At 50.0% G+C, this 24956-nt stretch carries 26 protein-coding genes; 14 read left to right on the top strand and 12 right to left on the bottom strand.

Features of this window, described 5'->3' with window-relative positions:
• Positions 1-43 precede the first annotated feature (43 nt).
• A complete protein-coding gene (locus tag BZJ21_RS02360; RefSeq protein ID WP_077669033.1) occupies positions 44-1225 on the bottom strand; it encodes a DUF2066 domain-containing protein in 1182 nt (393 codons plus the stop codon).
• A 293-nt stretch (positions 1226-1518) separates the two neighbouring features.
• Here BZJ21_RS02360 and BZJ21_RS02355 point away from each other — a divergent pair, with 293 nt between their 5' ends.
• Positions 1519-2769: a uracil-xanthine permease family protein gene (locus BZJ21_RS02355; RefSeq protein ID WP_077647135.1), complete on the top strand. Its 1251-nt coding sequence runs from the start codon at positions 1519-1521 to the stop codon at positions 2767-2769.
• Between the two features lie 95 nt (positions 2770-2864).
• Here the strand turns inward: BZJ21_RS02355 and gltX are convergent, their stop codons facing one another.
• The 3 genes from gltX to zipA all read right to left on the bottom strand — a co-directional run bounded on the left by gltX (position 2865) and on the right by zipA (position 7486).
• Positions 2865-4289 carry a glutamate--tRNA ligase gene (gene gltX / locus BZJ21_RS02350; RefSeq protein WP_077669032.1) on the bottom strand — a complete coding sequence of 475 codons (1425 nt, stop codon included), beginning with the start codon at positions 4287-4289 and terminating at the stop codon, positions 2865-2867.
• Positions 4290-4395: 106 nt separating this feature from the next.
• Positions 4396-6405, bottom strand: coding sequence for an NAD-dependent DNA ligase LigA (gene ligA / locus BZJ21_RS02345; protein WP_077669031.1), 2010 nt, complete (start codon positions 6403-6405; stop codon positions 4396-4398).
• A gap of 112 nt (positions 6406-6517) precedes the next feature.
• Positions 6518-7486 (bottom strand): cell division protein ZipA, encoded by a 969-nt coding sequence (zipA, locus tag BZJ21_RS02340; protein ID WP_077461596.1) that lies wholly within the window; start codon positions 7484-7486, stop codon positions 6518-6520.
• Positions 7487-7764: 278 nt separating this feature from the next.
• On the opposite strand from zipA, the gene cysZ reads away from it, so the two are divergent.
• The 5 genes from cysZ (at position 7765) to crr (ending at position 12509) form a co-directional block, all read left to right on the top strand.
• Complete coding sequence (gene cysZ / locus BZJ21_RS02335) at positions 7765-8523, top strand: sulfate transporter CysZ (RefSeq protein ID WP_077669030.1); 759 nt, start codon at positions 7765-7767, stop codon at positions 8521-8523.
• A 116-nt stretch (positions 8524-8639) separates the two neighbouring features.
• A complete protein-coding gene (gene cysK, locus BZJ21_RS02330; protein WP_077461598.1) occupies positions 8640-9608 on the top strand; it encodes a cysteine synthase A in 969 nt (322 codons plus the stop codon).
• A gap of 316 nt (positions 9609-9924) precedes the next feature.
• Positions 9925-10182, top strand: a complete 258-nt coding sequence (locus tag BZJ21_RS02325; RefSeq protein ID WP_025673281.1) for an HPr family phosphocarrier protein — start codon at positions 9925-9927, stop codon at positions 10180-10182.
• A gap of 50 nt (positions 10183-10232) precedes the next feature.
• Complete coding sequence (ptsI, locus tag BZJ21_RS02320; RefSeq protein WP_077575939.1) at positions 10233-11960, top strand: phosphoenolpyruvate-protein phosphotransferase PtsI; 1728 nt, start codon at positions 10233-10235, stop codon at positions 11958-11960.
• A 39-nt stretch (positions 11961-11999) separates the two neighbouring features.
• A complete protein-coding gene (gene crr / locus BZJ21_RS02315) occupies positions 12000-12509 on the top strand; it encodes a PTS glucose transporter subunit IIA (protein ID WP_025744475.1) in 510 nt (169 codons plus the stop codon).
• 48 nt (positions 12510-12557) lie between these two features.
• Here crr and BZJ21_RS02310 read toward each other — a convergent pair whose 3' ends face one another.
• Complete coding sequence (locus BZJ21_RS02310) at positions 12558-13028, bottom strand: DUF2919 family protein (protein ID WP_077461600.1); 471 nt, start codon at positions 13026-13028, stop codon at positions 12558-12560.
• A 121-nt stretch (positions 13029-13149) separates the two neighbouring features.
• Between BZJ21_RS02310 and BZJ21_RS02305 the strand changes: the two genes are divergently transcribed.
• Entirely contained in the window at positions 13150-13515 is a 366-nt protein-coding gene (locus tag BZJ21_RS02305) for a DUF2956 domain-containing protein (RefSeq protein WP_077461601.1), read from the top strand.
• Positions 13516-13580: 65 nt separating this feature from the next.
• Complete coding sequence (locus tag BZJ21_RS02300) at positions 13581-13949, top strand: DUF1499 domain-containing protein (protein ID WP_158075493.1); 369 nt, start codon at positions 13581-13583, stop codon at positions 13947-13949.
• A gap of 8 nt (positions 13950-13957) precedes the next feature.
• Here BZJ21_RS02300 and BZJ21_RS02295 read toward each other — a convergent pair whose 3' ends face one another.
• A complete protein-coding gene (locus BZJ21_RS02295) occupies positions 13958-14236 on the bottom strand; it encodes a winged helix-turn-helix domain-containing protein (RefSeq protein WP_077461603.1) in 279 nt (92 codons plus the stop codon).
• A 224-nt stretch (positions 14237-14460) separates the two neighbouring features.
• On the opposite strand from BZJ21_RS02295, the gene BZJ21_RS02290 reads away from it, so the two are divergent.
• From BZJ21_RS02290 to BZJ21_RS02275, 4 genes are read left to right on the top strand one after another with little or no spacing between them, the layout of a single operon-like run.
• A complete protein-coding gene (locus BZJ21_RS02290) occupies positions 14461-14805 on the top strand; it encodes an ArsC family reductase (RefSeq protein ID WP_077575941.1) in 345 nt (114 codons plus the stop codon).
• Positions 14806-14843: 38 nt separating this feature from the next.
• A complete protein-coding gene (gene dapE / locus BZJ21_RS02285; RefSeq protein ID WP_077669028.1) occupies positions 14844-15977 on the top strand; it encodes a succinyl-diaminopimelate desuccinylase in 1134 nt (377 codons plus the stop codon).
• Complete coding sequence (locus tag BZJ21_RS02280; RefSeq protein ID WP_236719502.1) at positions 15974-16672, top strand: M15 family metallopeptidase; 699 nt, start codon at positions 15974-15976, stop codon at positions 16670-16672. The genes dapE and BZJ21_RS02280 overlap by 4 nt, the downstream gene beginning before the upstream one ends.
• Positions 16660-16866: a DUF2897 family protein gene (locus tag BZJ21_RS02275; RefSeq protein ID WP_077669027.1), complete on the top strand. Its 207-nt coding sequence runs from the start codon at positions 16660-16662 to the stop codon at positions 16864-16866. Before BZJ21_RS02280 ends, BZJ21_RS02275 begins: the two co-directional genes overlap by 13 nt.
• Positions 16867-16949: 83 nt before the next feature.
• Here BZJ21_RS02275 and purC read toward each other — a convergent pair whose 3' ends face one another.
• From purC to dapA, 3 genes are read right to left on the bottom strand one after another with little or no spacing between them, the layout of a single operon-like run.
• On the bottom strand, positions 16950-17663 hold the full coding sequence (gene purC, locus BZJ21_RS02270) for a phosphoribosylaminoimidazolesuccinocarboxamide synthase (protein WP_077669026.1): 714 nt from the start codon (positions 17661-17663) through the stop codon (positions 16950-16952).
• A 60-nt stretch (positions 17664-17723) separates the two neighbouring features.
• Positions 17724-18755, bottom strand: a complete 1032-nt coding sequence (gene bamC / locus BZJ21_RS02265; protein ID WP_077669025.1) for an outer membrane protein assembly factor BamC — start codon at positions 18753-18755, stop codon at positions 17724-17726.
• 15 nt (positions 18756-18770) lie between these two features.
• Positions 18771-19649, bottom strand: coding sequence for a 4-hydroxy-tetrahydrodipicolinate synthase (dapA, locus tag BZJ21_RS02260; RefSeq protein WP_025744469.1), 879 nt, complete (start codon positions 19647-19649; stop codon positions 18771-18773).
• A 267-nt stretch (positions 19650-19916) separates the two neighbouring features.
• Here dapA and bcp point away from each other — a divergent pair, with 267 nt between their 5' ends.
• Positions 19917-20387, top strand: coding sequence for a thioredoxin-dependent thiol peroxidase (bcp, locus tag BZJ21_RS02255; protein ID WP_077575946.1), 471 nt, complete (start codon positions 19917-19919; stop codon positions 20385-20387).
• Positions 20388-20467: 80 nt separating this feature from the next.
• Here bcp and BZJ21_RS02250 read toward each other — a convergent pair whose 3' ends face one another.
• The 3 genes from BZJ21_RS02250 to BZJ21_RS02240 all read right to left on the bottom strand — a co-directional run bounded on the left by BZJ21_RS02250 (position 20468) and on the right by BZJ21_RS02240 (position 23319).
• Positions 20468-21922, bottom strand: a complete 1455-nt coding sequence (locus tag BZJ21_RS02250) for an FAD-dependent oxidoreductase (RefSeq protein WP_077669024.1) — start codon at positions 21920-21922, stop codon at positions 20468-20470.
• An 88-nt stretch (positions 21923-22010) separates the two neighbouring features.
• A complete protein-coding gene (locus BZJ21_RS02245) occupies positions 22011-23090 on the bottom strand; it encodes an AI-2E family transporter (protein ID WP_077669023.1) in 1080 nt (359 codons plus the stop codon).
• 10 nt (positions 23091-23100) lie between these two features.
• A complete protein-coding gene (locus BZJ21_RS02240) occupies positions 23101-23319 on the bottom strand; it encodes a sulfurtransferase TusA family protein (RefSeq protein ID WP_025744467.1) in 219 nt (72 codons plus the stop codon).
• A 128-nt stretch (positions 23320-23447) separates the two neighbouring features.
• Here BZJ21_RS02240 and bepA point away from each other — a divergent pair, with 128 nt between their 5' ends.
• Positions 23448-24947: a beta-barrel assembly-enhancing protease gene (bepA, locus tag BZJ21_RS02235; RefSeq protein WP_077669022.1), complete on the top strand. Its 1500-nt coding sequence runs from the start codon at positions 23448-23450 to the stop codon at positions 24945-24947.
• Positions 24948-24956 lie beyond the last annotated feature (9 nt).

The raw sequence follows: 24956 nt of genomic DNA, 5'->3' as shown, positions 1-24956 counted from the left end.
TCGTCGCTAGCCTTTAGGTTTGACTATTGCTTTTCAGGTCAGATTAAGACGTCCACACAAACCACAGGCGTTGATTGTCGGTTGAATCGGCATCGCGGCTATCCGTCAGTGCTGGGGTAGCAAACAACAACTCGGTTGTCTGCTTGTCACTATCAGTATCGGATACAGCAGTCTCACTCTTGTCCTCTAACATCGTGCTGTCTTGCTCTTCAGCGGGTGCCATCGTACGTGCCTCACGCTCTTGAGGCGTCATCAAGCGAATATGTCGATTGGCGGTGAGCTCGTTGATTAGTGCTTGTTGAGAGGCCGCTAAACGTACATCGAAAATCAGGGTATCATCGTTTAATTCTGCTAAGTGCACCTGTTGTAGCGCATTTAACCCCGCTAATGTGCGCTCAAGATCGACATAGTCATCGCCGTTATCCATGCCTGCAATGGCAATTTGAAGCGATGCACGCTCATCATCGTTATCGAGTACCACACCAGTTTGCTCGGCATAGTAATCAGCAATAGTATCAATCATGGCTTGGGCATTATTGGCTTGCCCGCGAGTTTGATCTGATTGCATGTCACTGGTATCAGGGAAGAATTGCCAACGGATCCCTTGCTCAGTCAACTTTCCGATCACAATGCCATCGGGCTGGTAGCGCTGACTGGCTTGCTCAACAGGATCAATAAAGCCGCCCCACAGATCACTGCTAGAGATCGCCATCAAATCATCAAAGTCACCCACCGGAATTAACACCGGCAGGCCGCGTATGGCCGCTGCATCACGTAGTTGGTCAATCACAGGACGCCCACTTTGCTCCCAAATAATTTGCCGGTCGCCATCACGGTCATCGACAAGCCACACTAATACTGCTGGGCGAGGGCTCCCCCATAAAGGCAACCCTGCCTGGCGCAGCACGGCGCGAATTTTTTGACTATCAAACCCGACTTCGAGTGTTCGCTGTGCGGCACCATCAGATTGATCCTTGCTTTCTCCATATCCGAGCTGAGAGATGAAACCATCAACGTCTTGCTGCGCTTGCTCGACCGCAGGATTATCCGACACCTCGCGTTGTCCCGAGACTTTAGTCAGTACCGCGATCAGCGCTTGTTTTTTTGCCGCTTGTTGTGAGGTTTGCGCGCCATTATCCAGCGGGATACTGGCATGATAAAGGGGGCTTGCCATCGCACTTGGCAACCAAACACAGGCAATAAGGGCCAACAAAAATCGATTCATAGTTTTTCCACATGGATAAATGGGCGTCCAGCGATCATAAGCGGATAGCGCTAGGTTCAGCAATCCTCAATTGTAAAAAAGAGAGGACAAAGGGGGTCGCACCACCAGCAAACACCATTGATTCGATGCCATCAAGGCGAGCAAGCGATCATGAGGCTAACTATGTTTGCATATGGATTAAAATGAAATCCGTTACATCATTTATTTGCTACCGATCTCACATTTAAAAACATGATGGGAATCACATAAACGCTTTGTGCTAGCATTGCGCGATTTTTTTTGGAGGTGAGATTATGTTGCAAGTTTTACAAGGGGCACAAATGCTGTTCGTCGCATTTGGTGCCTTGGTGTTAGTGCCACTGTTAACCGGGCTCGACCCGAACGTCGCACTCTTTGGGGCCGGGATCGGTACCCTGATATTCCAAGTCATCACCCGCCGCTCTGTCCCTATCTTCCTTGCCTCTTCCTTCGCTTTTATTGCTCCCATTTTGTACGGCGTCAACAATTTTGGTATTCCCGCCACCATGGGTGGCCTCATGGCAGCCGGTGTGATCTATTTATTGATGGGCGCCATCATTCGGATTAAAGGCGTGGATATTATTCACAAGCTCCTGCCACCGGTTGTAGTTGGCCCTGTGATTATGGTTATCGGCCTTGGGTTGGCTCCCACCGCCGTGAATATGGCACTCGGTAAAACCGGCGATGGGAGTGAGCAGTTAATTGCGGGGGATATGGCTATCTGGATCTCTTTGCTGTCATTGCTCACGACCATTGCAGTGAGTGTCTTTGCGAAAGGCTTTTTCAAATTAGTCCCGATTATGGCAGGGATTGTGGTGGGCTATGTTGCCAGCCTCGTCGTTGGTATTGTTGACTTTACTCAAGTTGCGAATGCGAGCTGGTTGATGATGCCTGCTTTTACCCTCCCAGAGTTTAACATCAATGCCATCTTATTTATGATCCCTGTCGCCATCGCGCCTGCCGTTGAGCACGTAGGCGATATGCTGGCCATTTCCAATGTCACCCGTAAAGACTATCTGAAAAAGCCAGGCCTACACCGCACGATGGCCGGTGATGGTGCCGCAACCATTGCCGCTTCACTGTTCGGCGCGCCACCTAATACCACGTATAGTGAAGTGACGGGCGCGGTAATGCTGACCAAAGCGTTTAACCCCAAAATCATGACCTATGCGGCGGTCACTGCCATCGTACTCGCCTTTGTGGGTAAGCTCGGGGCAATGCTGCTTACCATTCCTTTACCAGTGATGGGCGGGATTATGATCTTGCTGTTTGGCTCTATTGCGACCGTCGGGCTCAATACCTTGATTCGTAATCAAGTCGACCTACATGATTCGCGTAACCTTGCCATTGTTGGTGTCACCTTGGTATTTGGTATCGGCGGCATGGCGTTTGGCATTGGCGATTTTAGCCTGCAAGGTATTAGCCTGTGTGGTGTGGTAGCGATTGTGCTCAACTTGGTACTCCCGCGCCAAATGGGCGAAAACCATATTGTTGACAGTGCGCAAATGGAAGAAGAAAAGCACTAATCCCCCAACCTTCATCCATTAAAAAGGGCGCTGACATTCAGCGCCCTTATCTTTTGTCATCAGACTAACGTACCTAGTCTTCAAGATAACCGGATTTAGCTTTGTGCTGCGCGCGCTTCAACCAGCTTGATCGCTTGGTCGATGCGAGCAACTACCCGATCTTTACCAATCAGGTGCATCACCGCATCAACAGATGGGGATTGACCGCCACCCGTGACTGCAACACGCAATGGCATGCCGACTTTACCCATACCAACGTCTAGCTCTGCACACGTATCGGCAATCACCGCTTTCAGGGCATCAACCGTCCAATCATCCAGCGCTTCAATCTTGCCTTTTGCTACTTGCAACGGCGCTAAAGCGACGGGACGCAGATGTTTTTTCGCGGCGGCCGCGTCTATTTCATCAAAGTCTTGGTAGAAGTAACGGCTTTGCGCGGCTAATTCCACCAAGGTGTTGCAGCGCTCGCCAACCAATCCAATGACGTCTGTCAAGGCAGGGCCTTGGCTAGCGTCAATCTGTTGTTGATCAAGATGCCATTGCAAGTGCTTAGCGACCTCGTCCGGATCACCATGCTTAATGTAATGGTTGTTCAACCAATGCAGTTTCTCCGTATTGAACGCTGACGCCGACTTGCTGATCGCTCCCAATGAGAAAAATTCAATCATTTCTTCCATTGAAAATATCTCTTGGTCACCGTGCGACCAACCAAGACGCACAAGGTAGTTACGCAACGCTTGCGGCAAGAAGCCTTGATCACGGTACTGCATGACGCTGACCGCACCGTGGCGTTTAGACAATTTGGCGCCATCGTCGCCTAGAATCATCGAGCAATGAGCAAACTCAGGAACGGGCGCGCCCAGTGCCTCGTAGATATTAATCTGGCGCGGCGTGTTGTTAATGTGATCTTCGCCGCGGACAACTTGGGTGATCCCCATGTCCCAATCATCCACGACGACGCAGAAGTTGTAAGTTGGGCTGCCATCCGTTCGACGAATAATTAGATCGTCAAGCTCGCTGTTGGCAATCTCAATACGACCACGAATTTTGTCGTCAAAAACAACCTTACCCTCTTTCGGGTTGCGGAAACGGATCACATGCGGGTCATCCGCCTTGGCTTGGCTGTTTGCTTCAACCACTTTGGGGTGATTAGCATCGTAACGTGCCTTTAAGCCATTCGCTTTTTGCTCTTCACGAATGGTGTCCAAAAGATCTTTGGGCGCATAACACTTGTAGGCTTTGTCTTCGGCCAGCAACTGATCGACTAATTCGTTATAACGATCAAAGCGCTTGGTTTGGTAGTACGGCCCTTCATCCCAATCAAGACCTAACCATTCCATGCCGGTTAAAATAGCATCAACCGCTTCTTGGGTTGAGCGTTCGATATCAGTATCTTCAATTCGCAAGACAAATTGACCGCCTTGGCTGCGTGCTGCTAACCAAGAATACAGTGCGGTACGTGCACCGCCCACGTGCAAAAAGCCGGTTGGGCTGGGGGCAAAGCGGGTTTTGATAGTCATTAGGATCCCTATCCCAGTGCTGAGAATGATGAGTAACGGTTAGTTTACCAGTCTAGGTAAATTCCACAATCAGGCCATGTGCAGAGGCTGCACATGGCCATGTAAACTACTGGTTGATTAAGGCGATCATCGCGTCTTCGTCGAGGACTGTTACGCCAAGATCTTGTGCTTTCGTCAGTTTAGAGCCAGCCGCTTCACCGGCGATCAACATATCGGTTTTTGCCGAGACACTGCCGGTCACTTTCGCGCCCAGTGCTTGTAACGCCGTTTTGGCATCGGTGCGTGACATTTGCGATAGCGTACCGGTCAGCACAATGGTTTTCCCCGCCAGCGGTTGTGCCTGTTCGTCTGATGGCGCACTCACCGCTGGCCAGTGAATGCCGGTGTTGAGCAGCGCATCTAAAACCGCTTGGTTATGTGGCTCAGCAAAAAAGCGAACGATATGACCCGCGACAATGGCGCCCACATCAGGTACCGCAATCAGTGCTTCTTCATCCGCTGCACGCAGAGCGCCTAAGGTTTTAAAATGCAGGGCAAGATTTTGCGCGGTAGCTTCACCGACTTCTCGGATCCCAAGCGCATAGATAAAGCGTGATAACGTCGTCGCTTTGGCTTTATCCAACGCATCAACCAAATTTTGCGCCGATTTCGGCCCCATTCGATCGAGCTGCGTCACACGCCCTGGGGTTAAAGTGAAGAGATCGGCAGGCGTTTCAATCAGCTCTTTTTCAATTAACTGCTCGACAATTTTATCGCCTAGGCCGTCAATATCCATTGCCTTGCGTGAGGCAAAGTGTTTAATCGCTTCTTTACGCTGAGCCAGACAAATAAGCCCGCCGGTGCAGCGTGCGACCGCCTCACCCTCAATGCGGATCACGGCCGACTCACAGACCGGACAGGCGTCGGGAAACACAATCGGTTTCGCCTGCGCCGGACGCCGGCTTTCCACGACGCCAACCACTTGTGGGATCACATCACCCGCACGGCGAATGACCACAGTATCGCCAATGTGCACGCCTAAACGTTCTATTTCATCACCGTTATGTAAGGTCGCGTTGCTCACCGTCACGCCCCCGACAAAAACAGGTTCAAGCTTAGCCACTGGTGTGATAGCGCCCGTGCGGCCAACTTGAAATTCAACATCGTTGAGGCGGGTGATTTCTTCTTGTGCCGGAAATTTATAGGCAATCGCCCAGCGTGGTGCCCGTGCAACAAATCCGAGCGTTTCTTGGCTGGCTATCTTGTCCACTTTGATCACCACCCCATCAATTTCATAGGGCAGATCATCACGGCGAGCCAGAATATCTTGGTAGTAGGCTTTAACGCCCTCAAGCCCCGACACTTGTTTTACTTCTGGGCTCAGGGCAAGCCCCCATTTTTTAAGCCTATTTAAGCGCTCGCTCTGCCCTTCTCCGAACGGTGTCGACATCACGCCCACCGCATAGGCATAAAAGCTCAGCGGTCGATTGGCGGCGACTTTCGAGTCAAGTTGACGCAGGCTACCCGCCGCAGCGTTCCGTGGGTTAGCGAAGGTTTTATCGCCACGCTTTAACGCTGCCTCATTAAGCGCTTCAAAACCTGCTTTCGGCATAAACACTTCGCCACGCACTTCTAAACGCTCAGGCCAATCCCCTGCTTGCAAGGTCAATGGGACATTGCGAATCGTTTTTACATTGTGCGTAATATTCTCGCCCGTGGTCCCATCGCCTCGCGTCGCGGCCTGCACCAATACACCGTTTTCATAAATCAGGCTGACAGCCAAGCCATCAAGCTTTGGTTCACAGGTATAGGTGACGGGTTCAGTGTTACCGAGTCTGTCTTTGACTCGGCGCTCAAAATCGACGAGATCATCATCACTGAACGCGTTACCAAGCGACAACATCGCCAGCTCATGGGTAACGGTTTCAAAAGCGCTCAGTGGCGCGCCGCCTACACGCTGGCTAGGCGAATCTGACGTCACCCATTCAGGATGCTCAGCTTCAATGGCCAGCAACGTTTGCATCAAACGATCGTATTCGGCATCGGGCAGCTCAGGTCTGTCTTCAACGTAATAACGGTAGGCGTGATAGTTGAGCTGATGCTTAATGTCATCAAGTTGTTGTTTACTGTAAGCCATGGTTTGGTTCGTCGTATCAGCAGAGTTGCAGACAAGTATATCGATAAATCGCCAACAGCGGGAGCCATGTCCCGCTGTCCGTCTAAGCAATCATCAATCGGTGTTAAGCGCGTTACGAGGCGTTGAAGGCTTTCACTCGCTCACGGTATTCATCAAGGCGTGATGGTGTCATCATTGAGCGGGCATCATCTAATACCAATCCACCCAACTCATCCGCAATTTGTTGTGCCGTTTGCAGCATCAATTTAAAGTTTTGCTCTGGCTCACCGTAGCAAGGTAGCGTCATAAAAAAGCTGACCCCTGGCGTTTCAAAGCTCTCTGAGTGACTCACATCAAAGGTGCCGGGCTTGACCATATTCGCGACGCTGAATAGAACCTTACCACTGCCAGATAAGTCTGAATGACGATGATAAATCCCCATGTCACCAAAGCGCAGTCCATATTGCTCAAGGGTCGGAATTAAGTCCAAACCACTAAATACCGCATTATTATTGGCATGCACGTGTAAGACTAATACTTCGGTATCGTCGGGCTCATCGGCTTGGGTTGCCGTTTTTTCTGACTGTTCTGACGCACGCTCGTGGCTTTCATGCTCATCAACCTCAGCTTGAGTCGCCTCGTCGGTATGCATTGTTTCCGCTTCTGGTGGCGCGGAGGCGATATTGGCAGCTTCTGTCTCTCCTGTCTCGTCGCCATCATTGGAAGCAACCGACGCAGAGACAAAGCTAGGATCATCATCGGTTGCCGACATTGACGGGTAAAGCGTTTGTTCTGAGTCAGACGCCACCTGAGTGTCACCGGCAAATAGAGGATCAACATCAGGCTTGTCGCCGAAGCTGACAGCAGGCTCCTGACGCGCGGGCTTTTCATTGCCATGCTTAGTATTGCTGACCACTCTCACCGCACCAATACCGTCTTGGTCAAACTTTTGCGCGTCGTTATCGTCTTCCAGTTTTCCCAAGGGCTTTTCGCCGAACTTGGTCGTCTTTTCTTTCTTGTTTGTCCAGAGACCATGCAAAAGCAAAGCTGCAATTGCTAATGCTCCCAAAACAATCAGTACAAGGCGCAATTCCTGCATCATTGATTCTCAAATCTATCTATGTTCAGCGTTTTGATTAGCTTATGTCACAACGCCGACAGCTTTGCAAACGTTAGTGGAATCATAAGCGGGGCCCGATGGCTGACGCAATGCGTTAATGGTCAACTTAGTTAACTGTATCAAAAGTTGGGAAGAATTTAACGAATCGAGACACACAAATCCGTAAACTTTCCCATTATGGGGTCATTGTCATCGCCATGGCTCCCCCATACTATAACCGCAAACCGTCAGTCGATACCGTAAACCATCAAGGAGAAACAATGAACAACGCGACACGCCCTCGTCCTCAAAGCGGCGCGGGCTACCTTTTTCAGGGGTTTTCATTAATGATGACCCCCGGATTACGCCGCTTTGTGATCATTCCGATCCTCGTGAATGTGCTGCTACTCGGCGGGGCGTTTATCTATTTACTCTCACAATTTAGTGAATGGCTCGATCACTGGATGGCTATGCTACCTGAGTGGTTATCCTGGCTCTCGTTTGTGATTTGGCCTTTGGTCGTGATTGCGATTTTAGTGGTGTTCTCCTACGCATTCAGTACTCTCGCTAACTGGATTGCGGCGCCATTCAACGGCTTATTGTCTGAGCATCTGGAAGCGAAACTCACCGGTGCCCCCGCGCCCGACGATGGGGTAACGGGACTTATCAAGGATGTACCGCGTGTTATGAAGCGCGAGTGGCAAAAGCTAACCTATTACATACCCAAAGCACTCGGATTATTGTTATTGCTTTGGATCCCCGCCATTGGCCAAACCTTAGGCCCTGTGCTTTGGTTTTTATTTAGCGCTTGGATGATGGCCATTCAGTATTGCGACTACCCGTTCGATAACCATAAGGTCGCTTTCCCAACCATGCGCGATACTCTCAAACAACAGCGAGGCACCTCGTTGAGCTTTGGCGCAGTCGTCATGTTGTTTACGATGACACCTTTACTGAATCTCATCGTCATGCCTGCCGCAGTATGTGGTGCAACCGCCATGTGGGTCGATCGCCATAAAGAGCAGTTGGGGCGTAATTAGCGCCCTTTACGCTTTCACACTCACAATAAGATATAACCAACCGATCCTTTCAAAAACAGGCATTAGCGATATGCTTGGAGCAGTGATTTAAATCGGTGTCATGAAGGAACGATACAATGGGCAAGATTTACGAAGACAATACGCAAACAATTGGCCATACCCCACTGGTACGCCTAAACCGTGTTGCTAAGCCGAATGTGTTAGCAAAAGTAGAAGCACGTAACCCAAGCTTTAGTGTGAAGTGCCGCATCGGTGCCAACATGATCTGGGATGCGGAAAAAAAAGGCACCCTGAAACCAGGCATTGAGCTGATTGAACCTACGAGTGGTAATACCGGGGTTGCGCTGGCTTATGTTGCCGCAGCGCGCGGGTATAAATTGACGCTTACCATGCCAGAGTCGATGAGCCTTGAGCGTCGTAAGCTACTTAAAGCGATGGGCGCGACATTGGTGCTCACCGAAGCGCCTAAAGGGATGAAAGGCGCAATTGCGAAAGCAGAGGAAATCATGGCGCAAGCGCCTGGTAAATATCTTATGCTCCAGCAGTTCGACAACCCAGCCAACCCAGAAATTCACGAAAAGACCACAGGCCCTGAGATCTGGGAAGATACTGACGGTGAAATCGATGTGTTTGTTGCCGGTGTCGGCACCGGGGGGACACTGACCGGTGTGAGCCGCTATATCAAAAACACGCAAGGGAAAGCCATTACCACCGTCGCAGTGGAGCCCGCGGAGTCACCCGTGATTGCTCAAACTATTGCTGGCCAAGACGTACAACCGGCCCCTCATAAAATTCAGGGCATCGGCGCCGGCTTTGTCCCAAAAAACTTGGATATCAAGTTAGTTGATCAGGTCGTTTCTGTGAGCTCAGATGAAGCGATTGCCATGGCACGCCGCTTGATGGAAGAAGAAGGTATCCTAGGTGGGATCTCATCAGGCGCAGCCGTTGTCGCCGCGAACAAAATTGCCGAGCTCCCCGAGTTTGCGAATAAGACGATTGTCACAATTTTACCAAGTGCCGCCGAGCGTTATCTCAGTTCGCCACTATTTGCTGGCATGTTCACTGAGCTGGAAACAGAGCAGTAACAGCAGGTTAGCAATCTTCAACTGGTTTCTTCCCACAACAAAGGCCCAAATTGGGCCTTTTTTGTTTGATTTTTATATTAAGCTTTAGTAAAACACAGCAACATTTTTATTTTCCGCATCAAAATAAAAGCCCTTGAGGCGAGTGAGTGGAAGGTCAAAAATGAGAGAAAGATGACATGAAATTGACATGGATTAAGCTATCTGGTCGATTTCTTGGTTAGGTTAGCGTCAACGGATAGCGAAATCGCCCGTTAGCGGTTAAGCTAACCTTATATTTAATACATAGATTTAAAAAAATACAGAAACGGGGTGAATCATGTATCAGAAGCAAGTTGAAATTAGTGCAGAAAACGGCCTACACACTCGTCCAGCGGCGCAGTTCGTCAAAGAAGCAAAAAGCTATGACGCTGACATTACTGTTGAGTCGAACGGTAAGAGCGCGAGCGCGAAAAGCCTATTTAAACTGCAAACCCTTGGCTTGACCAAAGGCACCAAGGTGACTATCTCTGCTGAAGGTGCGCAAGCACAACAAGCCGTTGATCACCTGGTAAAACTGATGGACGAGCTGGAGTAATCCGGCTCTTTTTCTATCGGTTTTAAGTTGGATAAACGTAAGGTAAAGCTATGATTTCAGGCATCCTGGCATCACCTGGTATTGCTTTTGGTAAAGCACTGCTGTTGCAAGAAGAAGACGTTGTCATCAATAAAGATAAGATTGATGCGTCTCGAATTGAAAAAGAAATTCAGCGCGTATTGGATGCTCGCGAACAGTCTAAGACGCAACTCGAAGCGATCAAAGACAAAGCAAGGGAAACCTTCGGCGAAGAGAAAGAAGCGATCTTCGAAGGTCACATCATGCTGCTAGAAGATGAAGAGCTGGAAGACGAGATTGTCAGCTTCATCAAATCTAACCATGCCACTGCAGATCACGCGATTTACGCTGTGATTGAAGAGCAGGCGGTGACGCTTGAATCTCTGGATGATGATTATCTGAAAGAGCGTGCGGCAGATATCCGTGATATTGGTTCTCGTTTTGTTAAAAACGCACTCGGCATCAACATGGTGTCTCTGAGCGCGATCAACGAAGAGGTGATCCTGGTTGCGAATGATCTGACGCCTTCAGAAACAGCACAGGTTGACCTGAATTATGTGCTCGGTTTTATCACCGATATCGGTGGTCGCACCTCGCACTCGTCGATCATGGCACGCTCGTTAGAGCTTCCAGCGATTGTGGGCACTAACAACGCCACCGCCAATGTTAAAAACGGTGACATGTTGGTGCTTGATGCAATTAACAACCAAATTGTCGTTAATCCTTCTGACGACGAGCTCAACAAGTTTAAAGCGATTCGTGATCAACACATCGCGGAAAAAGCCGAGCTCGCGAAGCTCAAAGACTTGCCTGCTATCACATTAGACGGCCACCAAGTCGAAGTGTGCGGCAACGTGGGCACAGTAAAAGACTGTGACGGTGTAAACCGTAACGGTGGTGAAGGTGTGGGTCTTTATCGCACTGAGTTCTTGTTCATGGACCGTGACTCGCTCCCTACTGAAGAAGAGCAATATCAAGCGTATAAGGCGGTCGCAAAAGCGATTGATGGTCACCCAGTGATCATTCGCACCATGGACATTGGCGGTGACAAAGATCTGCCTTATATGGACCTGCCTGAAGAAATGAACCCATTCTTGGGCTGGCGAGCCGTCCGTATCAGTCTTGACCGTCGCGAAATTCTCCGCGATCAGCTACGTGCGATTCTACGTGCATCGGCACACGGTAAAATTCGTGTCATGTTCCCGATGATTATTTCTGTCGAAGAAATCCGCGAGCTAAAAGAAGCGATTGAAACCTACAAAGCAGAGCTACGCCAAGAAGGCCTCGACTTTGATGCTGATCTTGAAATCGGTGTAATGGTTGAGACACCGGCCGCGGCTGCAATCGCTCACCACCTCGCGAAAGAAGTGGAATTTTTCAGCATCGGCACTAACGATTTGACCCAATACACCTTAGCGGTCGATCGTGGTAATGAGCTTATTTCACACCTGTACAATCCACTGTCTCCTGCAGTACTAACGGTTATCAAGCAAGTGATTGATGCCTCACATGCTGAAGGAAAATGGACGGGGATGTGCGGAGAGCTTGCAGGTGATGAGAAAGCAACGTTACTATTGATGGGAATGGGTTTGGATGAGTTCAGCATGAGTGCCATTTCTATCCCTCGCATCAAGAAGATTATCCGTAATGCCAACTTTGCTGATGTGAAAGCGATGGCCGACACAGCGCTCACTTTGCCAACTGCGGCAGAAATCGAGGCCTATGTCGAAAAATTTATTGCGGAAAAAACCGCTTGCTAATATACAATCAGCAAAGAATTACTGCTTAGGAGCAACACTATGGGTCTGTTCGACAAACTGAAGAAGTTGGTGTCTGAAGACAGCAACGACGCTAGTGCTATTGAAATTATCGCCCCATTGTCGGGTGAGATCGTCAACATCGAAGACGTGCCTGACGTTGTGTTTGCTGAGAAAATCGTCGGTGATGGTGTTGCGATTAAGCCATCTGGTGACAAAATGGTAGCGCCAGTAAACGGCACTATCGGTAAGATTTTCGAAACCAACCACGCTTTCTCAATTGAGTCAGACGATGGCGTCGAGCTTTTTGTTCACTTTGGTATCGACACCGTCGAGCTGAAAGGCGAAGGCTTCAAGCGCATTGCCGAAGAAGGTCAAACGGTTAAAGCCGGTGATACCGTGATTGAATTTGATTTAGCGACACTCGAAGAGAAAGCGAAATCAACACTGACACCTGTTGTGATCTCGAATATGGATGAGATCAAAGAGTTGACCAAACTATCAGGTGCCGTCACTGTGGGTGAAACCCCAGTATTACGCGTCACCAAGTAATAAACCGTCTCTGGTTTAGACAAACGCAGCCAATTGGCTGCGTTTTTTTTAAGCCATCGCTCGGCCATCACTCGTAAACTGAAAAAAGAAGCGTTTGACGCGTCGGCTTCTTGCCCAATAAAGGCTTGCCCAAGCTAGCCAAAGGCCGTGTAAAGCAAGCAGCCAATCAAACTGCCCCCCAGTGACGATGAACGTTTGCCAGACTTGATAAGCTTCCCATAGCCATAATAGCCAAACCCACCAATAGCCAATGTGCCAGTGTTGTCTTAGCCATTCAGGCGCTCTGTCGCAGTTACCGACTAATAACAACAACCCGAGCGGCACCACGCCAATTGCCAAGCTTATATAAAACGCCGATAACTCAGGATAAACCAGCGCGAGCAACTCACTACCCTGCTCTCGACTCACGCCAGCCATTGCCAATAGCCACCACGCGCGGCTTAATAACAGTAAACACAACACGGCAATCTGCGGTGCCTTGATATACCCTTTGTCGTCAAAGTGATGAAATGTATCCATAAGCTTATTGATTGAGAAGTCACATATTTACCATGGCGACATGCAATAAAAACTGCAAGCCTAAAAGTAAAATTTGTTATCCTTGGCTGGAGTTATTTATTAAGCGTTACATGGAGCCCTTATGGCCAAAGCCAAAGCCAACGCGACGATTTCGCCAGAAACGCAACAAGACGCCATGCGCGTTGCGAAAGCCACACAAAAACCGGGACAAACAAAAGCGCAGACCAAACTGATTGCACAAGGGATTGAAAAAGGGATTGCCCAATATAAAAAGGAACAAAAAGCAAAAGCACGCGAGCAGGATAAAGCACGAAAAAAACAACAAAATAAACCATCAAGCGCCGCGCCTGTAAAAGCATCTCAAGCCCCGGTCGATGATCTTACCCCCGCTGAACCTGGGTTAGATAAAAGCTACAGCAGTCTCCCATGGCTTTTACTTGTGATAAGCTGGATAGGGTTCATTGGCTATATATTGGTGAGGGCGTAATGTGGAAGCGACTGATAACGGTTATAGGGATCATCACTTTGGCTGGCTGCAGCAAAGGAGAAACGATGGCTAAACATCCGCCAGTGACGGCCTGTGGCGATAGTCCCAACTGTGTGTCCACGGCAGATACCCGAGAAAAATTCCAGCTGGCACCGCTTTATATCGCCAACGACAACGTGACGTTTTCAGCCATTGTCGCGCATATCGCCGCCATGCCGCGCGCTGAGGTCGTCACCTCGCAAGATAATTACGCACACTTACGCTTCACCACTAAGGTGCTGCGCTTTGTGGATGATGTTGAAGTCTCGCTTGAGGGCAACCAGATCGCCCTTCGCTCCGCATCTCGGATTGGCTACTATGACTTTGGCGCCAACCGTCAACGTGCCGAGGTCATTCGCCAACGTTTAACCGACGCTGAGCTTATCACGCCTTAAGCGAGCAGCTAGTTGATATAAGAGCGAATATCGCGCTTTTTATCTTCGACCCAATCACGGCGGAACGGTCCCCAGTCTTTAAGCTGGTAGTAACCGTCGTTATGACGCTTTCCATCTTGGATAAAAGTCATATCAATACCGAGCCCAGACAGTGATTTCAATACATCTTGGATCGTACGACGGGGCCAGCCTGTCGCCTCGATAAGGCGTGGCACATTTGGGCGTTCCATTTCTTCTACCAACACGGCAAGATAGAGACGCCGGGCGAATACCGGGTTTAGTTCCATATGAACCTCCAACAGTTACGAATGTTCCCATTATTCATGCCGCCTGCGAAGAGGCTTTGCGTTTGATCAAAAGGCCATCAAATCGACGTGCTGCAGACTCATTTAGTGGCACATTTCACACGCTTCATCCCTTATCGCATCGCCAAACGGCCCCTTCCCCACTATTGCGTTCAATGTTGAGCGATGTCACTCTTAATTGTCCGTAAATAATGATGATAACGACCATGACAACTGTATTTGGCATTAAAAACTGCGACACCCTAAAAAAAGCCCTTAAATGGTTGGATAACCAAGGCATTAACTATCAGTATCACGATTACCGCAAGACGGGGTTAGATGCCGAGATGTTACAGACCTTTGTTGCCGAATTAGGGTGGGAGCCTTTGATTAACAAGCGTGGCACCACTTATCGCCAGCTAAGTGACGAACAAAAAGCCAGCTTAGACCAACCCCGTGCGATTGCGATCATGTTAGACAATCCAGCGATCATTAAACGCCCTTTACTCGTACACGAAGGGAAGTACTATCTTGGCTTTAAAGAGAGCCAATACGCTGAGATTTTCGCGTAATGTAAGCACTTATTTACTGTTGCTGTAAGGAAACTCCAATGACTGATACTGCTACGCTGGCTTTGGCAAAAGACTTGATCAATCGTGAGTCGGTCACACCGGAAGACGCGGGTTGCCAAGCTCAAATGATTGCTCGATTAGAAGCCCTGGGCTTTACGATTGAAACCATGGTGTTTGACGATACCACCAACCTTTGGGCGCGACGGGGCACTGATGGGCCGCTCTTCACGTTTGCGGGCCACACCGATGTCGTCCCCGCTGGCCCGCGCGATCAATGGCATACGCCGCCATTTGAAGCCACTGTCATTGACGATCACCTTCATGGACGTGGCGCCGCGGACATGAAGGGCTCACTCGCCGCCATGGTTGTGGCTGTTGAGCGCTTTATTGCCGAGCATCCAGACCACTCGGGTTCACTCGCGTTTCTGATCACGTCGGATGAAGAAGGACCCTTTATAAATGGCACCACACGTGTCGTCGATACGCTGATGGCTCGAAATGAGAAAATCGACATGTGTATTGTCGGTGAACCCTCAAGTACGAATCACGTCGGTGATGTGGTCAAAAACGGTCGTCGCGGATCCATCACTGGCGATTTGTACGTTAAAGGAATACAAGGCCATGTCGCCTATCCGCACCTTGCAAGTAATCCTGTCCATCAGGCCATGCCAGCGCTAACAGAGTTAGTGCAAACAGTGTGGGATAATGGCAATGCTTTTTTCCCACCGACAAGCTTTCAAATCCCAAATATTGAGGCAGGTACCGGCGCAGCCAATGTGGTCCCGGGTGAGTGTCATGTGCAATTTAACTTCCGCTTTAGTACCGAGCTAGATAGTGAAACCATCAAACAGCGAGTTTATTCTATTTTGGACGCGCACGGGCTCGACTACACCTTAGAATGGACCCACAGTGGTGACCCGTTTTTGACCGATGAAGGTACCTTGCTTGATGCAGTTGTGGCCGCGGTTGAAGAGGTGAATCATCAAACGCCGCAATTACTGACAACCGGTGGCACCTCCGATGGTCGTTTTATCGCCCAGATGGGCGCTCAAGTGATTGAGCTGGGTCCGGTCAATGCCACGATTCATAAGGTCAATGAGTGTGTGAGTATTCCTGACTTAGAAAAGCTGACCGACATGTACCAAAAAGTGTTGGAAAAGGCGCTACCGTGAGCCTATGCGCAGCACAGTTGATTGGGCAAGACTCTTCAGCCCTTCAACCAATGAACGCGCAACCTGGGGCGCCCTGTTTGCATCAGGATGTGTTATCTGACGTCGCCGCCTTACAACAGGCGGCGAGTCGTGCTGGGTTCGCGTTGAGCGTCGCCAGTGGTTATCGCGCTTTTGAACGCCAGTTGGCGATCTGGAATGGTAAATTTAACGGCGATCTGCCTGTCCTTGATGCTCACAGCCAACCAATGGATATAACCCGCTTATCAGACAAGGAACGGGTGCACGCGATCTTGCGCTGGTCGGCGTTACCCGGCGCCAGTCGACATCATTGGGGAACAGACATGGATGTGTACGATAAGCAGTCTCTTATCCCTGATCAGCCGCTGGCTTTAACGCCCCCCGAATACGACAGCGGCCCGCAAGCGGCCTTTTCTTCTTGGCTACATGCCAATGTATCAGCATTTGGTTTCTTTCTTCCTTATGCGAGATACCAAGGCGGGGTTGCCAGAGAGCCATGGCACATCAGCCATATTGCCACCAGTGCGTCAATGTTATCCGCTTTCTCTCAGGATATGCTCGCGGCTGCGATCACCCATGCGCCGATTTGTGGGAAAGACGCTATCCTCGGCCAATTAGATTGGATATATTCAACTTACGTCACCAACTTATGCGAGGTGGAAAGATGGAATGGCTAACCAATCCTTATGTGATTATTACCATTGTGGTCGCCGTGGTCGTGAGTAACATCATGGCGCTCAAATACACCGCCAACGCCAAGTTTGGGCTTAAATACAAAGACAAGCCTGATAAGCATCAACGTTCAGCGCCTGACGATGACGCAAACGATAATACCGACCTCCCTACTGATAAGAGCGACGATAAAAAATAGCGCCATATCCATGGCGCTATTTTATTTACACGGTGCTATTATCTTCACACGCGACGCAATCGTTTGCTTTTTAAGCCAAAAAATTATAGGGCTAAGCCGATACGCTTTGCTACTTCGATATAAGCTTCTACCACACCACCTAGACCTTGGCGGAAGCGATCTTTATCCAATTTTTCTCGCGTGTTGGCATCCCACAAACGACAGCCATCTGGGCTAAACTCATCGCCAAGGACAATATTACCGTTGACGTCAACGCCAAACTCCAGCTTGTAGTCCACCAGCAATAAGTCACCCTCAGCAAACAGCGCCTTAAGCACATCGTTAACCTGATACGTCAGCGACTTCATGGTCGCTAATTGGGCTTGGCTCGCGAACCCTAAGGACTCACACAGTGATTCATTGACCATAGGATCATGCAGCGCATCGTTTTTTAAAAACAACTCAAAAGTGGGTGGAGTGAGTGCTGTGCCCTCTTCTACGCCCAGTCGGCGACAAAGTGAGCCCGCGGCAATGTTTCTTACCACACACTCAACCGGGATCATATCGAGCTTTTTCACCACGCACTCGGTATCGGACAACAGTTGGTCCATTTGGGTGGGAATACCTGCCTGCTCAAGCTTTTGCATGATGAAGTGATTGAACTTGTTATTCACTTCACCTTTTCGCTCAAGTTGCTCAACACGCTCACCATCAAACGCAGAGGTGTCATTGCGAAAGTGCAGAACAAAGCGGTTTTCATCATCGGTTGCATAAACAGATTTTGCCTTACCGCGATACAACTCAGCACGTTTTTCCATTACCTATTCTCTCCATTAGGCGCTAAAAAATAAGGGACGCTGTCTGGCGTCCCTATAAGATTACTGCGATGTGGCCTGGCTAAGCTGCGCAATGGCCGCTTTCAGCGCTGGGCTAAGCGCTTCTAACGTTGCTTTTTTAACCGGCTTTCCATCACTGTCGGTCACATTGATTGAGGTGCGGTTGCCTAAATCCCCTAACAATAGTGTGTAGCTATTGTCCGGCAGCGAGATAGGTTCAACCCCAAGGGCTTGCCAACGCTCATCATTCGGCGCAACGTGACGCGTTTTCACCGTACCTTGCGATTGGTTGCGGCTTTCTACCGTAAATCCGAGCGGTTTAATCATCTCAGGAAGTTTTTCCCATACGACCTCATACGGAGCACGCGCAATAATCACTGGCAAGCCACTTCGATCAGTACCAAAACTCATCGGAATATCTGACTGACGTTGCGCAGCTAAACGGCGCGCCTCTGCACGTAGTGCTGCATCATGGCTCACCGTAATCAGATTGGTCATTAAGGTGTTATAGCGTTCCTGCTCTGCCGGCGTCAAAGGTTCATCACTGGCCTTGGCGCGTGAATCAATCATATTGACGCCCAGTGCAAATCGCCGCCCTTGTTCGAGTCGTGATAGGCGGAACCGAGCCTGATGAGCACTGTCTTCTTTTTCCCAAGCGATCCAGCCGGTGTCAATTTGATCTGCGGCTTGTGTCTCAACAGGAATGGTCTTATCGTTCGCCAGACGTTCAACGGTTTCCCATAATTGGGTAAGCTGCTGCTCATTGGCAACCGCGACGGTTATTCCACGACTGTCACGCTCAATACGCGCCCCTGGCACTAAATCAAGCACTTGACGCGGCGGACGAATATCGACATTTTTGCCGATTTCGCCCTTAAAGTCTTGCTCAGGGATCTGATAATTGGTGGAAAAGTAAGGCGCTTGATCCGGCAAGGTTTGCCACTGCGACAGCGGGGTCGTTTGCAAGTAGCTAAAATCATCTTTGGCTTGACGGCGTTGCTCGGCGCCACCACTACAGGCCACCAGCCCGGTGACCATGATGGCACAAAGGCCGAGCTTAAATACTGGTTTCATTGACACTCCAACGGCTTAAACAACACCCGCAACCTGCATGGCCTCTCGGACATCGGGACGCAAATGCTCGCTTAATTCGGTTAATGGCAGACGAAGATGGCCATCCGCAATCAATCCCATTTCTCGGACTGCCCACTTCACAGGGATCGGATTGGCTTCGTCAAAAAGGTGACGATGTAAAGGGATCAGCGTCTCGTTGATTGCATGCGCTTGGTCTGCTTCACCGGCGCGCGCCAATTGAATCATTTTGGCCATTGCCGCAGCGGCAACATTGTTAGTGACCGAAATCACACCATGTCCACCAGCAAGGACAAAATCTAGCCCTGTTAAATCATCACCACTAAATAAGAGGAAGTCATCGCCACAAAGTTCCCGATGAATGGCGACACGACTGACATCGGCAGTGGCATCTTTTAGGCCGATAATATTGTCAAAGGTCGCTAGGCGCGCCACCGTTTCAGGCTGAATATCTACGGCGGTACGACCGGGAACATTATAGAGAATCTGAGGTAAGTCGGTCGCTTCGGCAATGGCTTTATAATGCTGGAATAAGCCTTCTTGCGTCGGCTTGTTGTAATAAGGGGTCACACTCAAACAAGCGGCTACGCCCGACCCGGCAAACATTTTACTGAAAGTGATCGCTTCGTGGGTGGCATTTGCCCCCGTACCTGCAATAACGGGAATCCGTCCATCCGCAAATTCCAAGGTCTTTAGGACCACTTTAATGTGCTCATCCACGGTTACTGTCGACGACTCACCCGTTGTGCCCACTGCGACAATCGCATCTGTGCCCGCTTGGATATGAAACTCGACCAGTTTTTTCAGGCTAACGTAATCCACCTCGCCATGTGCATCCATTGGTGTGACGAGCGCCACTATGCTTCCAGAAACCATGTTCGTCTCCCTTATTGGTGATGCTTGCAATGTTACTTTTGGCGCTGGGTAAACACAAGAATAACCCTGCGCGCTGGCGTGTCTTATTCGACATTTCTTACCGCTACATTCAAGTTTGCGATTTTATCATTGAATCAGCGTCTCGTTAGCGTCAATAAAAGGTCAAACACTGTCAAGAGCGTGATCGTAATATCAAAAACTTGCGTAATCTCGAGCACCCTCTATCATCGTCAATTCGGTTTACCGACAAAAAAGGAAACGCAGCGCATGCAAACATTAACGGAAGGCGCTCTAGCGCCCGATTTTTCATTGCAAGATCAAAATGGCGACACCGTCACGCTTAGCCAGTTTCAAGGCGAAAAACGCGTCCTCGTGTATTTTTACCCCAAAGCAATGACACCAGGCTGCACCACACAAGCCTGCTCTTTGCGTGATACTAAGGCCGAGCTCGACGCGCTGGATACCGTGGTGTTAGGTATCAGCCCGGATCCCGTCAAAAAGATCGCCCGCTTTGTCGCGCGCGATGAACTCAATTTCACCCTACTGAGCGACGAAGATCATGCGGTTGCGGATGCATTTGGCGTCTGGGGACCCAAGAAGTTCATGGGGAAAGAATATGACGGCATTCATCGCCTCAGCTTTTTGGTCGGCAAAGATGGCAAAATTGAACATGTGTTCAATAAGTTTAAGACCAAAGATCATCACCAAGTGGTATTGGACTTCCTGAACCAAGCCTAGGACGGCGCCTTATCCTGCCTGTTAACAAAAAAGCGCACGATGAATCGTGCGCTTTTTTCAAACGATGACCATGGGTTCACTCAGCCCACAGGCTTTGCCAATGCTTCTGGATAACCACGCTGTACCGCAAATTCACACGCAGCGCTGACAATCTTAGCGGTCGACGGGCGCGTCATGACGTAATGAGAGGTTGGCGAAATCCAGCCGGCATCTTCAAATTGCGTCAGGACTTTGTTTATCGCCGTCAGCGCCGAGGAGGCTTTCACGATTTCCATCCGAGCGTAGCGCTCACCATCGAAAGACACATCCGACGCCCGCAGCGACGGGTCCTCACCGGGAATTTGTTGCGCTCCACACAAGGGTTTTCCTCCGACTTCGGCCTGCTTAAATTCAGGCAGCCATTGAGCAAAATGTTCGATGGCCCGGTCCGTGCGCTGGCACACTTGATCCCAGTCCCAACCTTGATCGATGTTTTTAACATAGCGCGCGTCGACATTCGGTTGCGCCGATTGCACTGAGCTTTTCACCAAGCCACGTTCAAAGAGGGTCACGTCTTGCGTCATGCCGTGCAGTTGAAAGAAACCATCAGGATAAGGCGTCAGTTGTGCCATACCTTGTGGCGTGCCTCGCTGGCCATGAACAATAATTTCTGGCCATTGGTACTCCGTCGACGTCCAGTGGGCGACGTACGCTGCCTTGTACTCAACCAGACGCTGACGCCCGAAGCCCGCCATATCGTCAATGGTCCCGGTGCGAAACCCCGCCGCATTAATCAGATAGTCAACCTCGGTGGTGTGCGATTGGCCTGCCTTATCTTGATATGTCACTTGCCAACCCGACGCTGTCTGCTGCGTATCCACGACCTTATGATTAAAGTTGAGTTGGCAATGCGGCACGTCGGCAAGCGTCAATTGCGCTTCAGCGGCGAGGCGAAATACACTCAGCCCGTATTCTTGCACCAATACCAACGGATACTTCATCGCACTTAGGTCCAGCGACTGCGCAACCGGCCACATCCACTGATCAGCCGAATCGGTTATACTGCGATAATCTTTTACTTTCAGCGCTTCAAGGTCTGATTGCTGATACAGGCGGAAATAATCAGCAGGTTCGCCCATCACTTTGTTGGCGCTATCAAGCTCGACCAATTGCGCATAACGCTCGCGCAAGGTTTCTAATCGTGCAATCACACTATCTAACGATCCTGGGTCTTGTTCTGGCACCGCCAACACCGTTGGGCGGCGATTCACAGAGTGCGGATACATGCGTACGGTCGCAACGGACTGGTCCAGTAAGGTTAAGCACTGATCGAGCGAGATTTCTCGATACAAATTGCCGCCCGCATGAAGATGACAGATAGGTGGGCCACTGACTAGCCCGGTTCCCGCTTCAAACACTTGGGTATCAATACCACGTTCAGCCAGTCGCATGGCCGCTGTCGTGCCCGCCACGCCGCCACCGATCACAGCGACGCGGAACCCCTCTAAATGCGTATGTTCTTGCCTGTTTTGTACCATGCCAACCCTGTTTTTCATTACTACTTCTGTGGGCCAAACTGATCACGGTAAAGCCTGTGCTCGTGCCGCTCAGCTCCTTTACTTAGGAGCCTGAAAACAAGATGGATCACTCTACGTCTTTTTTTGGATCATCATCGAGCTCAATTTCAGGCAATGCTTGCCATACCGCTTTCACTAACGTCGCCAATGGAATGGCAAAAAATACCCCCCAAAAGCCCCAGAGTCCACCGAAAACCAGTACGGCTATGATGAGTGCCACCGGGTGTAAATTGACCGCTTCCGAGAAAAGCACCGGCACAAGGACGTTACCGTCAAGGGTTTGAATCACGCCGTAAGCAATCATCACATACCAAAACCCGGGCTCAAGTCCCCATTGGAAAAGGGCCACGATCGCTATCGGCACCGTAACAATGGCCGCCCCGATATAGGGGACAAGGACAGAAAAGCCGGTGGCGACACTTAGCAACACGGCATAGCGGAGATCGAGTAACATGAAAGTCAGATAGCTGGTGATACCAACAATAATAATCTCGGTCACTTTCCCGCGAATGTAATTCGATATCTGTTGGTTCATCTCATGACCAACCCGAGAGGCAAGGCGGCGATTACGCGGCAATAATCCTTTAAACATCGCCAACATTTGCGTTTTATCTTTCAGTAAGAAGAAAACCAAGAGCGGGACCAAAATCAAATAGACCGCTAGCGCCACGATGTTCACCAGCGATGATAACGATCCCCTTACCAAGGTTTCCCCAATGTTGAGGACTTTAAACTGCAAGGCATCGACCAGTGTGTTCACCATATGCGGATTAATTAATCCTGGATAGCGCTCGGGTAAGCTCATCATCAGCATCTGCATGTTATTAAACATATTCGGCACATCGGCCACTAGGCTTATCCCTTGATTCCAAATCGTCGGTACCAAGCCAAACAACGCCATGAATGTGAAGCTGGCAAACAAGGCGATCACCACCAAAACCGATAACGTGCGAGGCAGCCCCAGTCGACTAAGACGATTGACTGGCCAATCGAGTAAATACGCCATGACAATGGCCACGAGTAAAGGCGCCAATAAGTTGCCGAAAAAATAGATGGTGACAAAACCGACCAAAAGAATCAGCACTAGGCTGACCGCATGTGGGTCGGAAAAGCGTCGCCGATACCAGCGATGTAACAATTCAAACATATCAGGCTCGTTATTGTTTTGTGACGTGTAAACGCGAGGCTGGCGTATCTAACCAAGCAATGGTAAATCCTTCACGAGTAAAGTAGGTTGGAATATCGTTTTTCGCGCCTTGATCGCCCAGTAAAATCACTAACTGCTCGCCGGCACGCAACGACGCTGCTGCACGCTTGGCGAGTAGCAGGGCCATTGGGCAAACATGTGCTCGTAAATCAAGAGTTTGACATTCCATTCTGTCTCACCGGTCGGTATTATCGTTGGTATTGTAATGGACATTAGATAGAACGCCAACGAAACCCAGACAGGTTTTATCGGTCTGTACTTAAGTACACTTGCGTATTTTAAAAGGTAATGACACTTATGCCGCCACGTGCATCTTGCTCCTGGAGAGGAAAAACGGCTCGCCGCCTCGTCGCCTATGCGCTTGCAGGGACATTGGTCAGTGCGCCTGTGTCAGCAAACGTCGAGTCATATCAAAGTGATTTGCCTAACATTGGCACCGCTGCCGCGAGTACGCTGTCGGTGGCAAAAGAAAAAGAGTTTGGTGATGCTTATATGCGAATGCTACGAGCCAGCAAACCCATTATTGATGATCCTTTACTCGGTGAATATGTTAACGCCCTCGGGCATCGGTTGGTGGCGAACGCCAACGATGTCCGCACGCCCTTCCAGTTTATTTTGATTGATAATCAAGCGATCAATGCGTTTGCCTTTTTTGGCGGGTATGTAGCCATGCATTCTGGGCTTTTCCTGCATGCCAAGACAGAAAGCGAACTGGCATCTGTGATGGCGCACGAAATCGCGCACGTAACCCAACGCCACCTTGCGCGCAGCATGGAAGCGCAGGCACAAACCTCGCCGCTGACGGTTGCCGCTTTAGTTGGCTCTTTAATGCTCGCGATTGCAGCGCCTGAAGCAGGCATAGCCGCAGCTCATGCAGCAACGGCGGGGAGTATGCAAAGCCAAATAAACTTTACCCGCCGTAACGAAGAAGAGGCCGACCGCGTCGGAATTGAAACCCTCGCTCGCGCGGATTTCGATGTTGAGGCGATGCCACGCTTTTTCTCTCGGTTAGCCGATGAGTACCGCTACGCCAGTCAAATGCCGGAGTATTTCAGCACTCACCCATTACCCGCGTCTCGGATCACAGATTCACGCGCGCGGGCGCGTCAGTATCCTCAAAAAAGCGTGCCCGACTCTCCCGATTACCAACTCGCACGAGCGCGGATCGTTGCACGATATAGCGGTATCGCTGATCGTTCCGCCATGGACTGGTTTGAACGGCGTCATAAAGCAGCATCGCCAGCGGAAAAACATAGCCTTGATTACGGCATAGCGCTGTTGGATATTGATGCACAGCGCTATCAACAAGCGCGTGAGAAGCTGGCGCCCCTCATTAAAGCTCAACCCAATAATCGTTTTTATATTGACGCGATGACCGACTTAGATATTGGCGAAAAGCAGTATGACAGCGCCTTATCCCGCCTGAATCAAGCCTTGAGCCAGCAGCCTAACAATCGCGTATTGTTGCTTAATCACGCTTACACCTTGGTAAAAGCCAAGCGTGGCGGTGAAGCGATCAAGGCATTAGAGCGCTACACTCACCAGCATGCCGATGACAGCAACGGATGGTTTTTGTTACAACAAGCGTACGAAAGCACTGGCACACACCGTGACGGCGAATTAGCTGCTCAAGGAGAGCGTTACGCGCTGCGCGGTCAATGGAGCAAAGCCATTCGTAACTACACCCAAGCCGCTCAACTGGCTGAGTTAGGCAGCTTGGCACAAGCACGTTATGATGCACGTATCGATCAATTACGCCATCAGCAGGCACGCTTTAAAGCGCTCAGTGATCGTTAACTCAACTTA

Source organism: Salinivibrio costicola subsp. alcaliphilus (assembly GCF_001996185.1).
GTDB lineage: Bacteria > Pseudomonadota > Gammaproteobacteria > Enterobacterales > Vibrionaceae > Salinivibrio > Salinivibrio costicola.
The sequence above is the reverse complement of the archived record's forward strand: the minus strand, read 5'-3'. Positions and strand labels throughout refer to the sequence as shown.

Excerpts from the sequence above, each read along its gene's own strand:
- BZJ21_RS02310 (WP_077461600.1), bottom strand. The coding sequence starts at position 13,028 with ATGGATACATTTCATCACTTTGACGACAAAGGGTATATCAAGGCACCG.
- BZJ21_RS02245 (WP_077669023.1), bottom strand. The coding sequence starts at position 23,090 with ATGTTTGAATTGTTACATCGCTGGTATCGGCGACGCTTTTCCGACCCA.
- BZJ21_RS02290 (WP_077575941.1), top strand. The coding sequence starts at position 14,461 with ATGACAACTGTATTTGGCATTAAAAACTGCGACACCCTAAAAAAAGCC.
- purC (WP_077669026.1), bottom strand. The coding sequence starts at position 17,663 with ATGGAAAAACGTGCTGAGTTGTATCGCGGTAAGGCAAAATCTGTTTAT.
- dapE (WP_077669028.1), top strand. The coding sequence starts at position 14,844 with ATGACTGATACTGCTACGCTGGCTTTGGCAAAAGACTTGATCAATCGT.
- BZJ21_RS02360 (WP_077669033.1), bottom strand. The coding sequence starts at position 1,225 with ATGAATCGATTTTTGTTGGCCCTTATTGCCTGTGTTTGGTTGCCAAGT.
- BZJ21_RS02240 (WP_025744467.1), bottom strand. The coding sequence starts at position 23,319 with ATGGAATGTCAAACTCTTGATTTACGAGCACATGTTTGCCCAATGGCC.
- gltX (WP_077669032.1), bottom strand. The coding sequence starts at position 4,289 with ATGACTATCAAAACCCGCTTTGCCCCCAGCCCAACCGGCTTTTTGCAC.
- BZJ21_RS02355 (WP_077647135.1), top strand. The coding sequence starts at position 1,519 with ATGTTGCAAGTTTTACAAGGGGCACAAATGCTGTTCGTCGCATTTGGT.
- bcp (WP_077575946.1), top strand. The coding sequence starts at position 19,917 with ATGCAAACATTAACGGAAGGCGCTCTAGCGCCCGATTTTTCATTGCAA.
- dapA (WP_025744469.1), bottom strand. The coding sequence starts at position 19,649 with ATGGTTTCTGGAAGCATAGTGGCGCTCGTCACACCAATGGATGCACAT.
- cysK (WP_077461598.1), top strand. The coding sequence starts at position 8,640 with ATGGGCAAGATTTACGAAGACAATACGCAAACAATTGGCCATACCCCA.
- cysZ (WP_077669030.1), top strand. The coding sequence starts at position 7,765 with ATGAACAACGCGACACGCCCTCGTCCTCAAAGCGGCGCGGGCTACCTT.
- BZJ21_RS02300 (WP_158075493.1), top strand. The coding sequence starts at position 13,581 with ATGGCTAAACATCCGCCAGTGACGGCCTGTGGCGATAGTCCCAACTGT.
- bepA (WP_077669022.1), top strand. The coding sequence starts at position 23,448 with ATGCCGCCACGTGCATCTTGCTCCTGGAGAGGAAAAACGGCTCGCCGC.
- zipA (WP_077461596.1), bottom strand. The coding sequence starts at position 7,486 with ATGATGCAGGAATTGCGCCTTGTACTGATTGTTTTGGGAGCATTAGCA.
- BZJ21_RS02295 (WP_077461603.1), bottom strand. The coding sequence starts at position 14,236 with ATGGAACTAAACCCGGTATTCGCCCGGCGTCTCTATCTTGCCGTGTTG.
- ligA (WP_077669031.1), bottom strand. The coding sequence starts at position 6,405 with ATGGCTTACAGTAAACAACAACTTGATGACATTAAGCATCAGCTCAAC.
- crr (WP_025744475.1), top strand. The coding sequence starts at position 12,000 with ATGGGTCTGTTCGACAAACTGAAGAAGTTGGTGTCTGAAGACAGCAAC.
- BZJ21_RS02305 (WP_077461601.1), top strand. The coding sequence starts at position 13,150 with ATGGCCAAAGCCAAAGCCAACGCGACGATTTCGCCAGAAACGCAACAA.
- bamC (WP_077669025.1), bottom strand. The coding sequence starts at position 18,755 with ATGAAACCAGTATTTAAGCTCGGCCTTTGTGCCATCATGGTCACCGGG.
- ptsI (WP_077575939.1), top strand. The coding sequence starts at position 10,233 with ATGATTTCAGGCATCCTGGCATCACCTGGTATTGCTTTTGGTAAAGCA.
- BZJ21_RS02275 (WP_077669027.1), top strand. The coding sequence starts at position 16,660 with ATGGAATGGCTAACCAATCCTTATGTGATTATTACCATTGTGGTCGCC.
- BZJ21_RS02325 (WP_025673281.1), top strand. The coding sequence starts at position 9,925 with ATGTATCAGAAGCAAGTTGAAATTAGTGCAGAAAACGGCCTACACACT.
- BZJ21_RS02250 (WP_077669024.1), bottom strand. The coding sequence starts at position 21,922 with ATGAAAAACAGGGTTGGCATGGTACAAAACAGGCAAGAACATACGCAT.